General features: G+C 53.3%; 14 protein-coding genes. 7 read left to right on the plus strand and 7 right to left on the minus strand.

What is annotated here, in order from left to right; all coding sequences use genetic code 11:
- Window positions 1-88: 88 nt before the first annotated feature.
- Entirely contained in the window at window positions 89-637 is a 549-nt protein-coding gene (locus FOB24_RS02410) for a helix-turn-helix domain-containing protein (protein WP_003825255.1), read from the plus strand.
- A 57-nt stretch (window positions 638-694) separates the two neighbouring features.
- Here the strand turns inward: FOB24_RS02410 and rhaM are convergent, their stop codons facing one another.
- From rhaM to rhaB, 5 genes are all read right to left on the minus strand, one after another.
- Window positions 695-1,009, minus strand: a complete 315-nt coding sequence (rhaM, locus tag FOB24_RS02415; RefSeq protein ID WP_087856650.1) for an L-rhamnose mutarotase — start codon at window positions 1,007-1,009, stop codon at window positions 695-697.
- The gene (fucO, locus tag FOB24_RS02420; protein WP_038635920.1) at window positions 1,006-2,154 is read right to left on the minus strand and encodes a lactaldehyde reductase; all 1,149 of its coding nucleotides are present in this window, start codon (window positions 2,152-2,154) and stop codon (window positions 1,006-1,008) included. The genes rhaM and fucO overlap by 4 nt, the downstream gene beginning before the upstream one ends.
- A gap of 11 nt (window positions 2,155-2,165) precedes the next feature.
- Window positions 2,166-2,990: a rhamnulose-1-phosphate aldolase gene (rhaD, locus tag FOB24_RS02425; RefSeq protein ID WP_137347092.1), complete on the minus strand. Its 825-nt coding sequence runs from the start codon at window positions 2,988-2,990 to the stop codon at window positions 2,166-2,168.
- Between the two features lie 143 nt (window positions 2,991-3,133).
- Window positions 3,134-4,393, minus strand: a complete 1,260-nt coding sequence (gene rhaA, locus FOB24_RS02430) for an L-rhamnose isomerase (protein ID WP_150344469.1) — start codon at window positions 4,391-4,393, stop codon at window positions 3,134-3,136.
- On the minus strand, window positions 4,390-5,859 hold the full coding sequence (gene rhaB / locus FOB24_RS02435; RefSeq protein WP_150344470.1) for a rhamnulokinase: 1,470 nt from the start codon (window positions 5,857-5,859) through the stop codon (window positions 4,390-4,392). The genes rhaA and rhaB overlap by 4 nt, the downstream gene beginning before the upstream one ends.
- 300 nt (window positions 5,860-6,159) lie before the next feature.
- Between rhaB and rhaS the strand changes: the two genes are divergently transcribed.
- Both rhaS and rhaR read left to right on the plus strand, forming a co-directional pair.
- Window positions 6,160-7,008, plus strand: coding sequence for an HTH-type transcriptional activator RhaS (gene rhaS, locus FOB24_RS02440; protein WP_038635932.1), 849 nt, complete (start codon window positions 6,160-6,162; stop codon window positions 7,006-7,008).
- Window positions 7,009-7,087: 79 nt separating this feature from the next.
- A complete protein-coding gene (rhaR, locus tag FOB24_RS02445; RefSeq protein ID WP_069324871.1) occupies window positions 7,088-7,936 on the plus strand; it encodes an HTH-type transcriptional activator RhaR in 849 nt (282 codons plus the stop codon).
- Here the strand turns inward: rhaR and rhaT are convergent.
- Window positions 7,933-8,967, minus strand: coding sequence for an L-rhamnose/proton symporter RhaT (rhaT, locus tag FOB24_RS02450; protein WP_042313441.1), 1,035 nt, complete (start codon window positions 8,965-8,967; stop codon window positions 7,933-7,935). The genes rhaR and rhaT overlap by 4 nt on opposite strands.
- Before the next feature lie 288 nt (window positions 8,968-9,255).
- On the opposite strand from rhaT, the gene sodA reads away from it, so the two are divergent.
- Both sodA and kdgT read left to right on the plus strand, forming a co-directional pair.
- Window positions 9,256-9,876, plus strand: a complete 621-nt coding sequence (gene sodA / locus FOB24_RS02455) for a superoxide dismutase [Mn] (RefSeq protein ID WP_038635943.1) — start codon at window positions 9,256-9,258, stop codon at window positions 9,874-9,876.
- 236 nt (window positions 9,877-10,112) lie between these two features.
- Entirely contained in the window at window positions 10,113-11,096 is a 984-nt protein-coding gene (kdgT, locus tag FOB24_RS02460; RefSeq protein ID WP_038635946.1) for a 2-keto-3-deoxygluconate transporter, read from the plus strand.
- Between the two features lie 41 nt (window positions 11,097-11,137).
- Here the strand turns inward: kdgT and FOB24_RS02465 are convergent, their stop codons facing one another.
- The gene (locus FOB24_RS02465) at window positions 11,138-12,034 is read right to left on the minus strand and encodes a dihydrodipicolinate synthase family protein (protein WP_085049718.1); all 897 of its coding nucleotides are present in this window, start codon (window positions 12,032-12,034) and stop codon (window positions 11,138-11,140) included.
- A gap of 152 nt (window positions 12,035-12,186) precedes the next feature.
- Between FOB24_RS02465 and yiiM the strand changes: the two genes are divergently transcribed.
- Both yiiM and FOB24_RS02475 read left to right on the plus strand, forming a co-directional pair.
- The gene (yiiM, locus tag FOB24_RS02470) at window positions 12,187-12,861 is read left to right on the plus strand and encodes a 6-hydroxyaminopurine reductase (protein WP_150344471.1); all 675 of its coding nucleotides are present in this window, start codon (window positions 12,187-12,189) and stop codon (window positions 12,859-12,861) included.
- Between the two features lie 218 nt (window positions 12,862-13,079).
- The gene (locus FOB24_RS02475; RefSeq protein ID WP_060683053.1) at window positions 13,080-13,784 is read left to right on the plus strand and encodes a GntR family transcriptional regulator; all 705 of its coding nucleotides are present in this window, start codon (window positions 13,080-13,082) and stop codon (window positions 13,782-13,784) included.
- The last annotated feature ends 3 nt before the right edge of the window (window positions 13,785-13,787 follow it).

Consider the following 13,787-nt stretch of genomic DNA (forward strand, 5'->3'; position numbering starts at 1 on the left):
TATCGAACGAATTTCCATTATAATGAACGCAACCATTTAGCTTTACAAGTCGAACGATTTGTTCGATATAAAAAACATGGAGTCGTGAATGACCCAGCCCATCAGTATGATCGCGAAAAGCTTGGTGCGTGAACGTCAGCGCACCGGTTTGTCACTGGCAGAGATTGCCCGCCGCGCGGGGATTGCAAAATCGACGCTCTCACAGTTGGAAGCAGGAAATGGCAACCCTAGCCTGGAAACGCTGTGGTCGCTGTGTGTGGCGTTGGATATCCCTTTTGCGCGCCTGCTGGAGCCGCAGGAGCAAAAAACGCAGGTGATTCGCCGCGGCGAAGGGACAAAAGTGGTGGCGGAACAGGCCCACTACCAGGCTATTTTACTGGCCGCCTGCCCACCGGGCGCGCGGCGGGATATCTATTTGCTGCTGACGCAGCCGGGCGCGGATCGTATTTCACAGCCGCATCCACCGGGATCGGTTGAACATATTATCGTGACGCAAGGTAAGGCGATGGTGGGATTGACGGAAGCGCCGGAAGAGTTAGGTGAGGGCGACTACATTTGTTACCCCGCCGATCGGGCGCATATCTTTAAAGCGCTGGAGCCGGATACTCAGGCGATTCTGGTTTCTGAGCAGAACTAACTGCTATGTTGCGTTGTGCCGGATGCGGCGCGTTAGCGCCTTATCCGGCCTACAAGATTATTGCAGATAAAACACTTCTTTTAGCTCTGTGCTGACCGGGCTGTTGTCTGGGTTGGCTGGCATAACGTCGCGCATATGTTTCCACCAACGCTGGCAAACGTCGGTGTTGGCAACGGCATTCCAGCGCTCCTCGGACTCTATCTCAACGGTGGCGAACAGCAGATTACGCTCCTGATCAAGATAAATCGCGTAGTGATGCGCGCCGTGTTCTTTCAGTACTGATTCCAGTTCTGGCCAGATGGGATTGTGCCGACGTTGGTACTCAACGTGCGCGTCGGCGTTTACCTGCATCACAAACGCTTTGCGGATCATAACGCCTCCAGATACAACTCGCGGACTTCATCGCGGCTGGCGATGCGCGGGTTACACGGCGCGCATGGATCGGCCAACGCTTTATCTAACCAGCCTTCAATATCCTCTTTGGTCACGCCAAGCTGGCTGAAACCGGCTGGAATACCTACCCGCTTGCTCAGGGCGCGAATGGCGTTGATGGCTTCCATGCTTGCCGCTTTATCGCTCATGCCGCGGGTATCGACGCCCATCGCCTGCGCCACGCGGGCAAAGCGAGCCTCGGCGTTCGGTCGGTTAAAATTTTCGATTATCGGCAGCAGGATGGCGTTGCAGACGCCGTGCGGCAGGTTGTGGGTTGCGCCCGGCTGGTGCGCCAGCGCATGCACCAGACCAAGACCGGCGCTGTTAAATGCCATACCCGCCAGATACTGACCAAATGCCATTTGCTCACGGGCTTCGAGGTTGTGGCCATCATCGACCGCTTTCGGTAGCCACAGATTAATCAGGCGAATGGCCTCCAGCGCATTGGCGTCAGTGAGTGGGTGCGCGCCGACGGAAACATAGGCTTCCACCGCGTGAGTCAGGGCGTCCATGCCGGTTGCGGCGGTAACGGAAGCCGGGATTTCCAGCATCACGCTGGCATCATCCACGGCGATATCCGGGATGATGTTCGGGTCGATGATCACCTCTTTAACCTTGCGAGCAGAGTCGATAATCACCGCATTGCTGGTCATTTCTGCAGCAGTGCCGGCGGTGGTATTGATGGCGACCAGCGGAACGCCGGCATTTTTCACTTTGCCCACGCCGGAGTATGCGGTAGAAGGGCCTGGGTTGGCGGTCAGGATTTTCACCGCTTTAGCGGTATCGATCGGACTGCCGCCGCCGAAGGCGATAATGTAGTCACATTCTGCGCTCTGATACGTCGCAAAACCTTTCTGCACCAGCTCTTCTGTCGGGTTTGGGAACACCTCATCAAACAGGTGGTAAGACATTTGATGTTCATCCAGCGCGCTAAACAGGCTATCCAGCAGGCCCAGCTTTACCAGTTGACCATCGGTAACGATCAGCGCTTTGCCCCATTGCTTATTCGCCACGAGGTTCACCATATCGGCAATCGCTCCAGCGCCATGCAGGCTAATTTTGGGTAGTGCCAACATAAAGCTCATTACTATTCTCCTTATAATGCTAGTGCGCTTGCCAGCGGAGTCACGCCAAAACGTTTGCCGAGTGCGACCAGTTCTTCACGCGTGATGGTCTGCTTCATACCGCCCATCGAATAGATTTTGACTAAAACCTCAGCGGATTTCTCAGCGGTATCGATCAAACCGAATGCTTCATCGAGGGAGGGGCCGCTGCCGAACACACCATGGAACGGCCACAGAACAAGCGAATGCTTCTGCATTTCCTGCGCGGTCGCCTGGCCGATTTCATCCGTACCCGGCACCATCCACGGCAAAATGCCGACGCCATCCGGGAACACCACCAGGCACTCGGTGCTGCCTTCCCACAGTTTGCGGGTGATCAGCGCGGTGTTGTTTTCCAGCACATAGGTCAGGGCGATCAGGTTGGTGGCGTGGCAGTGCATGATCACGCGATCTTTGCCGTTCGTCGCTTTAATGCGTTCGCAGTGAGAGAGGAAGTGGGCTGGCAATTCGGAGGTTGGCACCGCTTCGTGGGTCAGGCCCCAAAGGATGTGATAGCCCGCACCGTCGCTGTCCACTTTCACTACGCCTAAATTTGCCGCCGGATCGAGCTGAACGTTACGGAAAAATTTACCCGAGCCGGTGACGATAAATGGCGTATTCGCCAGCAATGGCATGGGTTGACTCAGCGCAATATAGCGCGGTTTGTCGTGGAAATCGCCGCTAAATGGCGCGATGTCTGCTTCATCCAGGCGCAGCGTCAGGTTGCCGCCGTTACGTTCATCCCAGCCTTTCAGCCACGCATCGGATGTGGCTTTGATCATTCCCTGGACAAACCAGGAATGAGTAATGTTCTGCATGTTCGGTGCTCCCATTTATTGCCCGAAGATTATCGGGTCTTACGTAGGCCGGATAAGCGCAGCGCCATCCGGCAATCGTGTTTTATTTATTGCCGGATGGCGACGCGGGGCGTCTTATCCGGCCTACAGATCAGGTGTCGCTATCAGCTACGTTTGCTCAGGATCTCTTTTTCATAGGCGCGAACGCTATCCAGCCACTGGCTGCCCGCTGGCGTGTCGTGGCGCTGACAATACATTTCCCAGACGGCCTGCCACGGCAGTGATTTTTGTTCTTCCAGCAGGGCCAGACGTGCGGTGTAGTCGCCGCTGGTTTCGAGCTGACGCAGTTGCTCGGTTGGTTCTAACAGCGCGCGCAGCAGGGCTTTTTTCATATTGCGGGTGCCGATAACCCATGCCGCGATGCGGTTAATGGAAGCGTCGAAGAAGTCGAGACCGATGTGTACGCGATCAAACAGGTTGTGGCGGACGATTTCGCTGGCAATAGCCTGAGTTTCATCATCCAGCAGCACCACGTGATCGCTGTCCCAGCGCACCGGACGACTGACGTGCAGCAGCAGGCGCGGTACATACAGCATGGCGGCGGAGATTTTGTCGGAAATCACTTCAGTCGGATGGAAGTGTCCCGCATCCAGGCACAGCGCGGTCTGGCGGCTGGTGGCGTAGCCCATATAGAACTCGTTGGAGCCGACGGTGTAGCTTTCGGCGCCGATGCCAAACAGCTTGCTCTCAACGGCGTCAATATGGTGCGCCGGGTCGAGTTGCTCGCTGATCACTTCGTCCAGTGCTTCCAGCAGTCGCTGGCGCGGCGCTAAACGGTCAACGGTGATATCTTTCATACCGTCCGGGATCCAGATATTCATTACCGACGGCGTACCCAACTGTTCGCCAAAATACGCCGAGACGCGACGGCTGGCTTTGCAGTGGTCAATCCAGAACTGGCGAATGTGGTCATCGGCATGGGCCAGCGTGAAGCCGTCGGCGCTCAGCGGATGAGAAAAGCAGGACGGGTTGAAATCCAGCCCTAACTGGTTTGCTTTCGCCCACTCAACCCAGTTTTTGAAGTGTTCCGGTTTGATTTGGTCGCGGGCAACCGGCGTATCGGATTCCAGATAGATCGCATGCAGATTCAGGCGTTTTGGACCCGGTATCAGGCTCAGCGCCTGCTCCAGATCGGCACGCAGTTCGGTCGCGTTGCGCGCTTTGCCCGGATAGTTGCCGGTAGCCTGAATTCCGCCTGTGAGCGAGCCTTCCGGGTTTTCGAAACCGGCGACGTCATCGCCCTGCCAGCAGTGCATGGAGACCGGCAGACGATCGAGCTGGCGTAAGGCCGCCTCGACATCAATGCCTACTGCGGCGAAACGCAATTTTGCCAGTTCCCAGGCTTGTTCAAGTTGAGTAGTCATGCGCAAAGCTCCTTTGTCTGTCGTAGTGATTGAAACTGCGCCTGGTAGCGGGCAATTTCACTTTCCGGATTAGGAATGAAGGTGGTCAGGTCGTAGTTGGCGCGCACTACCTGACGGAAATCATCGACGTTGTTAAGCTCGTCCAGCGTCATCAACTGGATGCCGATGTTGCCGAGCGTGGAGGCCTCAATCGGCCCGGACATAACGCGAATACCGCAGGCATCCGCGCACAGCTGATTCAGTAACGCGTTCTGGCAACCGCCACCAACAATGTGCAATTGGCTAAACGCTGCACCACGCAGGTCCGCCAGCTCTTGCAGAATGTCGGCATACAGCAGCGCCAGGCTGTCGAAGATACAGCGCGCCAGTTCGGCGTTTTGCAGAGGAACAGGTTGGCCCGATTCACGACAGGCCGCCTGAATTTCCGCACTCATATCGTCGGGGTTGATAAAGCGATCGTCGTTCGGGTTTATCAGGAACTGGCAAGCCGGCAGCGCTTGCGTTTCGGTGATAAGCGTTGGCAGGTCGTCGATCTGACGCTCTTTTAATACGCGCTGGAGCAGCCATAGTCCCATGATATTTTTCAGTACCCGGTAGCGCCCTTCCGCGCCGCCTTCGTTGGTAATATTCGCCGTCAACGCCGCATCGTTGGTATACGGCGTTCTGCTCTCAAACCCCATCAGCGACCAGGTGCCGGAAGAGAGATACGCGCTGTTTTTATCGGCGAGCGGCGAAGCAATGACCGCGCTGGCCGTGTCGTGACTGGCAACCGCCACGACCGGAATTTGATTTTTCTGCGGGCAAATCCAGTGGCCAATGACGTTCCCCGGATGCGTCGGGCGACCAAACCAGGCTTTGTCTGCCCCGGTCCACGCCAGCAGCGTGTCGTCCCAGTCGTCGGTATTGATATTGACTAACTGGGTGGTGGTGGCATTGGTGTATTCCCAGTTCATTTCACCGGTCAGGCGAAAACTGAAGTAGTCGGGGATCAGCAGGGCATGCGCCACCTGCGGGAGCAATTCTGGTTGCTGTTCAACCAGCGCGCGCAACTGATACAGGGTGTTAAAGGGGAGAAATTGAATACCGCTACGCCGGTAAATCTCGTTTTTACCCGGTTGCACCATCGCCTGCGACATAATGCCTGTCGTGCGATTATCACGGTAAGAGATCGGCAGACCGACGCGCTGACCGGCGTTATCGACCAGCACGTAATCCACACCCCAGGTATCAATGCCGATGCTGTCTATCAGAATGCCTTCATCGCAGACTTTCTTCAGACCCAGACGAATGTCGTTTTCCAGGCTGTCGATGTCCCAGGTGTCAAAACCGTCCGTTTTTTGTAGGCAGTTAACGAAGCGGTGGATTTCACGCAGCGTCAGGGTGCGGTGTTTACTGTCGTAACGCGCCAGCATTACGCGCCCGCTGGATGCGCCGAGATCGACAGCGACACAATGGCGAAAAGTCATAGCGAGGTCCTTCTGAGTTTTATTGCACTCAGTCTAAGAACCCCCGATAAGACGTACCTTCTTAACAGTGACAGGCACAATTAGCGGCTGGCAACATGGCAAAGGTGAACGTGATGATGTTCACAGTTTCTACTCATGGGGCGGATTCGGGCAGATGTGACGCCTTCCGCAATTCCCGATCTTTCCCACCGTATCTTGAAGAATTGACCATGTTTACGCACTTTGGCGTCAAAAATTTAAGGTGAGGGTAGTAACCCTTAATTACTATTCAGCCATATTCGCTAAACAGGGGGAGCCGTCATGACTGTACTGCATTGCGTAGACTTTTTTCCGACAGGTAAAGCGCCAGTGGCTATTGAACCGCGGCTTCCTCAACCCGCGTTTCCTGAACATCATCATGATTTTCATGAAATTGTGGTGGTCGAGCATGGTACGGGGATCCACGTGTTCAACGGGCAACCGTATGCCATCAGCGGTGGTACGGTGTGTTTCGTCCGCGATCATGACCGGCATTTATATGAACATACTGACAATTTGTGTCTGACCAATGTCCTGTATCGCTCCCCGGATGCGTTTCAATTTTTAGCCGGGCTGAATCAGCTTTTACCTCAGGAACAGAATGGGCAGTATCCATCCCATTGGCGGGTAAACCAGGGGGTATTACAGCAGGTCCGACAGTTGGTGGGGCAAATGGAAGCGCTCGGTGAAGGAATGGATACGCCGACGGCGGCAAATCGTGAAATTCTGTTTATGCAGCTACTGGTCGTGTTGCGTAAAAGCAGCCTGATGGCAGCGGCAACCGATAACGACGCGCGGCTTAACCTTCTGATGGCGTGGCTGGAAGATAACTTTGCTGACGAGGTGTGTTGGGAGGCGCTGGCCGAAAAGTTTTCGCTCTCTTTGCGTACACTGCACCGCCAGCTTAAACAACAAACGGGATTGACGCCCCAGCGCTACCTTAACCGCCTGAGGCTTATTAAAGCGAGACATCTGCTTCGTCATAGTGAGGACAGCGTGACGGATATCGCGTATCTCTGCGGTTTCGGCGACAGTAATCACTTTTCGACGCTTTTTCGCCGGGAGTTTAATTGGTCGCCACGCGATATTCGTCAGGGGCGCGATCTCATTGCGGGAAGCAGCCTGCAGTAACGCGAAAGCTATCAACGTTTTTTACCGCCGAATCTCAGATAATCATGTTCCTTAACGCCGGATGGCAGGGAATATTGTGATGGCGAATCAGCTAATCCTTCTGACATCAGACTTTTTCGCGCATGAACAGCAGGCTGTCGCCGTGGCTGACCGTTATCCGCAGGATGTCTTTGCGGAACATACCCATGAATTTTGCGAGCTGGTCCTGGTCTGGCGCGGCAATGGTCTGCATGTTCTTAACGATCGTCCGTACCGGATAACCCGTGGCGATCTGTTTTACATTCGCGCTGAAGACAAACATTCCTACACTTCCGTAAATGACCTAGTTTTGCAAAATATCATCTACTGCCCGGAGCGGTTAACGCTGAATGTTGACTGGGAAGGGGCGATCCCCGGATTTAACGGTACGCCACGGCAGCCGCACTGGCGACTCGGCAGCGTTGGCATGACTCAGGCCAGGCAGGTGATAAGCCAGCTTGAGCATGAAAGCAATCAACGCGATGCGCAGGCTTTTAACATGGCGGAACTGCTGTTCGGGCAACTGGTGACCCTCCTTAAACGCCATCGTTATGCGACAGATACGCTCCCGGCAACGTCGAGTGAAACACTGTTGGATAAACTCATTACCGCATTAGCCGGGAGTCATGAGCATGCTTTCGAACTGGATAAATTTTGCGAGCGCGAACAGTGCAGCGAACGCGTTTTGCGCCAGCAGTTTCGCAGCCAGACCGGGATGACCATCAACCAGTATCTCCGCCAGGTGCGGGTTTGCCATGCTCAGTATCTGCTCAAGCACAGCCGGTTAATGATTAGTGAGATTTCCATGCGCTGTGGCTTTGAGGACAGTAACTACTTTTCGGTGGTGTTTACGCGGGAAACCGGGATGACGCCGAGCCAGTGGCGTCATCTCAGTACCCAGCATGCTTAGCTGGCCATTCCCAGACCAACAATGTTTGCCGCGACAATAATTACCACGCAGCCAAGACTCAGTACGCTGACCGGACGTCGACCCGCATTTTTCCACTCTTTCAATACCAGACCAACAATCCCGCCGCACAGGACATAGAAACTCATGTGCAGCATCCAGCTTACATAGTCATACTGTGCCGGAATACGCGCGTGACCCCAGGCGTAGAAGAAAAATTGCAGATACCACATCAAGCCACCGAGCGCGGAGAGTAGCACGTTGCTGATGATCAGCGGTTTTGCCAGCGAGAAGTCGGCTTTTATCGACAAGTTCTTCACTTTTGCCAGACGAATAAAGCAAAAACCCAGGTTAACCAGCGCACCACCGCCCATGATAACCACATAGCTGGGCAGAGCGACATACAGCGGGTCCACACCCAATGCGGCGGCGGCATCGTGCATCGGTTTCGCGGCGTTCATCGCAAATGACATCCCCGCGGAGAAAATGCCGCACATGACCGCCAGAACCAACCCTTTTTTCAGGTTGAACTCTTCGGCTTTGATGCCCATTTTGCGTTCTTTTAATTGACCCGCACGGGTAACAATGCCCACGCCAATCAGTGCGACCAACACGCCAAGCAGCGTCATGCGTCCGCCGGAGGTGTTGATCAGCACATCAAAGTTGCCGTTGATAATCGGGGTCATCAGCGTGCCGACAATCAGCGTAATACCTATCGCAATGCCGATACCCATCGACATACCGAGATAGCGCATGGTCAGGCCATAGTTAATGTTGCCAATCCCCCACATCGCCCCGAAAAGAAATACCGGGGCTAGTGTGGAAAGGCTGAAGGAGCTGAAGTAGGCCCAGAAATTGGGAAGTAACATAGCGCTGATAGTCCACGGAAGGATAAGCCAGGAGACGATCCCGCCTACCGACCACATCGTTTCCCATGACCAATGTTTGACCTGCTTGAACGGGGCATAGAAACAAGCTGCACTGGCTGCGCCTATCAAATGCCAAAAGATACCCATCGTAATCGCGTTACTCATGACTTAATCCTCGTTATTTTTTATCGTCGGTAATGACCCCTCCGACCTGACGAGTTTAAAAATTACGCAGGGTATTAACCTTTTAACGCTTGCCGCCATTTTGCGCATGTTGGCAATCATCACGTTAAGTGGGTGATTCGGTTCACATCTTTTACAATAAACTGATCGATTAAAACCTTGTAAAAAGTACGGCATTGATAATCATTTTCAATATCATTTAATTAACTATAATGACCCAACTGCTTACGCGGCGTTAACACTGGCCGCCCGACAACACTGGAGATGATTATGAGTTATACACTGCCATCCCTGCCGTACGCTTATGATGCCCTTGAACCGCACTTCGATAAGCAGACGATGGAAATTCACCATACCAAACACCACCAGACTTACGTAAACAACGCAAACGCTGCGCTGGAAAGTCTGCCTGAATTCGCCAGCCTGTCGGCTGAAGAGCTGATCACCAAACTGGATCAACTGCCAGCGGACAAGAAAACCGTACTGCGTAACAACGCCGGCGGCCACGCTAACCACAGCCTGTTCTGGAAAGGCCTGAAAACCGGCACTACGCTGCAGGGCGATCTGAAAGCGGCTATCGAACGTGACTTCGGCTCTGTTGACAACTTCAAAGCTGAATTTGAAAAAGCAGCGGCCACCCGTTTCGGCTCCGGCTGGGCGTGGCTGGTTCTGCAAGGTGACAAACTGGCTGTTGTTTCCACCGCTAACCAGGATTCCCCGCTGATGGGTGAAGCAATTTCTGGCGCTTCTGGCTTCCCTATCGTCGGTCTGGACGTTTGGGAACACGCTTACTACCTGAAATTCCAGAACCGTCGTCCGGACTACATTAAAGAGTTCTGGAACGTGGTGAACTGGGACGAAGCAGCAGCGCGTTTCGCCGCTAAAAAATAAGTTCTACGCTTAAATAATGCCCCTGCAAGCGCTGCTTGTGGGGGCTTTTTTGTGATCAAAATCAACATGGGAACGATGATCCATTTAAATTGAAACAATGTTTTATTGTGCGGGTGGGATCACTTTTATAATTCCTCTGAATGTCTATCTTCTGTTCATCAAGACGGGCGCATCTCAAAAGCAAGATGCAATCGCCCATAAAAATTGCCCCATTTTTATGTCTACAGGTGATGGAAATGCAGATCAAACGAACGATAGAGAGAATCCCTGGCGGGATGATGCTGGTGCCGCTTTTCCTCGGCGCGTTATGTCACACCTTTTCACCCGGCGCCGGGAAATATTTCGGCTCATTTACCAACGGTATGATCACCGGTACGGTGCCTATTCTGGCGGTCTGGTTTTTTTGTATGGGCGCGTCGATTAAGCTAAGTGCAACCGGCACCGTGCTGCGTAAATCCGGCACGCTGGTCATCACCAAAATTTTGGTGGCGTGGGTGGTGGCGGCAATTGCCTCACGCATTCTGCCGGAACACGGTGTGGAAGTCGGGTTCTTCGCCGGGTTGTCCACGTTGGCGCTGGTGGCCGCCATGGATATGACTAACGGTGGGCTGTACGCCTCGATTATGCAACAGTATGGCACCAAAGAAGAGGCCGGGGCATTTGTCCTGATGTCTCTGGAATCAGGCCCGCTGATGACCATGGTTATTCTGGGAACCGCCGGGATTGCTTCGTTTGAACCGCACGTGTTTGTGGGGGCTGTATTACCATTCCTGATTGGCTTTGCGCTGGGTAATCTGGACCCTGAACTGCGGGAGTTCTTCAGCAAAGCGGTGCAGACGCTGATCCCGTTCTTCGCCTTCGCGCTGGGTAACACCATTGATTTGAGCGTGATTGCGCAGACCGGCGTGCTGGGGATTCTGCTGGGCGTGGCGGTGATTATCATCACCGGGATCCCATTGATTATCGCCGATAAACTGATTGGCGGCGGCGATGGAACGGCGGGGATTGCCGCTTCCAGCTCAGCGGGTGCGGCGGTTGCCACGCCGGTACTGATTGCTGAAATGGTTCCGGCATTTAAACCGATGGCGCCAGCGGCAACCTCTCTGGTGGCGACCTCGGTGATTGTGACCTCCATTCTGGTACCGATTATCACGTCCATCTGGTCGAAAAAGGTCAAAGCCAGGGCGGCGGAAATTGATCTTCGTGGTACGGTGAAGTAAGCCTCTTTTGCCGGATGGTCTGCGCCATCCGGCTTAGTCAGTTAACCTTTGACGACGAACACCTCATCAATAGTCCGACATTCCCCCTCATTCAACTCTCCGCCAGCATTACGTGACACGCCGGTGCAGTAGCCAAACTTACGCGATACCACGGTTTTGATGGTGGTGACAAAATCTTCGCCAATGGCGTAGATGGACATATAGGTGCCAATCTGGTCCTGAATATCGCGAAGCATCGACAGGTCGCCCTGCTTAAACGCCTCCCGCGCGCTGACAAACAGTTCCGGCATAACGTTGTTCAACCCTGAAATAATCCCCGCCCCGCCTGCCAGCAGGTTAGGAATGTAGTATTCGTCATAACCGGACAGTACGGCAAAATCTTCCCGCACGGCGCGCGTTGTCTGAATCATACTGCGGGTATGTGACTGACAGTCGACGGTATCTTTGATGCCTGCGAAATCTGGGAACTCGGCAGCGAGAGTGGCAACCAGCTCCGGCGTTAAATCACAGCCGGTACGCGCCGGGAAATTATAGGCAAACCATTTACCGCTGAGTTTCTGTCCCAACTGGCGGAAGTAGCTCAGCAGCTGTTTCGCCGTTTGTCCGTAGTAGTAAGGCGGCAGGATCATCACGGCATCATAACCTGCGCGATACGCTTCCTGCGCCATCAACAGAACATCATTCTGGCAGGTGGATGAGACGTTGGCGACCATCTTCAGCGAGCTCATAGCCCGGGCTTCACGGATCAGCAGCAGTCGTTCTTCGAGCGTAAAAGAAGCAAACTCCCCGATGCTGCCCATCAGCAAAATCACGTCGATTTTGGCCTCGGTTAAACGTTTGAGATGCTGGCTCAGACCGTTGAGATCGATCTTGCCGTCATTATCCATTGGCGTAATGGAAGGGCACCAGACGCCAGCAAATTGCGATTGACCAGTCACGTAGTCGACTCCTTATTTGAAATGATGTTTCAAAACCAGCTTACATTGATAGCATGTGTCCCTAAGCTTCATGTGAACCGTGCTCTCATTTTGAGCGACTGGGATAAAATAAATATGGTGTAATGGGGGAAATTTATCGGGAGAGGGAACAGATGCGATATCCGGTCGATGTTTTTACAGGCAAGATTCGGGACTACACGGGAAGCCGTCCCAGCGCGATTGCTAAAGTTCAGGTCGATGGTGAGCTGATGCTGACCGAACTGGGCCTGACGGGGGATGAACAGGCGGAAACGAAAATTCACGGTGGGCCGGATCGTGCGCTGTGCCACTATCCGCGTGAACACTATCAGCACTGGAGACAAGAGTTTCCGGAGCAGGCGGAGTTATTTGTCGCGCCCGCTTTTGGCGAAAACCTCTCCACTGAGGGGCTGATGGAAGAGAATGTGTATATTGGCGACATTTTCCAGTGGGGAGACGCGCTGATTCAGGTCACCCAGCCGCGCTCGCCGTGCTTTAAGCTGAATTTCCATTTTGGCATTAGTGATATGGCCAGCCAGATGCAGAATGCGGGCAAGACGGGCTGGCTATGCAGCGTCATCGCTCCCGGTCAGGTTTCGACGGACGCGCCGTTGATCCTGGCGTCACGCGTCAGCGACGTCAGCGTGCGCGAGGCGATTGCCATTGCCTGGCATATGCCGTTTGATGACTCGCAGTATCGCCGTTTACTGTCGGCTGCCGGGTTATCGAAGAGCTGGACCAGAACGATGCAAAAGCGCCGTTTAAGCGGCAAGATCGAAGATAATTCCCGCCGTTTGTGGGGGAAATAACGCTCACCTTAAGCTTGCGATTAAATCAGGTGTCGCCACCTGATTTATCGTCCTCATGGTTCATCTCCTCACGTACTAAAACCTGCCTGTCGCGCCATGTGTCCAGGCCATTCTTGATACCTGGCCCACAAAAAGAAACGATGCGTTGAAAAAAAACTTGAGTATTTCGTGCACTCAAATATCTTAGCTTCAAATTGGTTTAAACCAGATTGAGTGAGATGAAAAAGAAAAACAATGTTGATGTGCTCAGAGAGCGCTTTGAAAGCTGGTTAAACGAGAATAATTTGCCAGCGGGCTCCAAATTGCCTTCGGAGAGAGAGCTATGTGAGCTGCTGGATGCAAAGCGCATGACCTTACGTCAGGTTCTGATCGAGCTGGAGATTGATGCACGTATTTTCCGCAAGAACCGTAGCGGGTGGTTTATTTCATCGAAGCGATTCATTTATAACCCGAAATCACTTTCCAGCTTTAATGCCGAGGCCTGTGCCCAGGGGCGTAAACCTTTTTGGGATTATTTGACCAAGGAAACGATTGAGACGGTTCCGCACCATGTTGAGGATGTTTTTCTCTCCTCCGGCGATCGCTATTTAGTTACCGGCTGGTGTGGTCTTGATTCGCATAAAGTGTTTTATCATGAATCCTATATTGATGCCGATGTTGCGCCAGGATTCATAAACAAACTTGGCAATCAGTCTTTTGCCAGCGTCTGGGAAGATGCGTTTGGTCATGTATTAAATATCAAAGAAATGATTTTTAAACCGGTCAACATGCCGGAAGTGGCCTGTAAAGAACTGGGCGTTGCGCCAAATACTTATGGAATTTTAGTAGAAAAACATCGGGCAACCCGAGATAAAAAAGTGGTTCAGGTTGATTTTGAATACTGGCGACTTGAATCAGTGGAACTTGTTATTCGTGATGAATGAGAA

This window comes from Citrobacter werkmanii (assembly GCF_008693645.1).
GTDB lineage: Bacteria > Pseudomonadota > Gammaproteobacteria > Enterobacterales > Enterobacteriaceae > Citrobacter > Citrobacter werkmanii.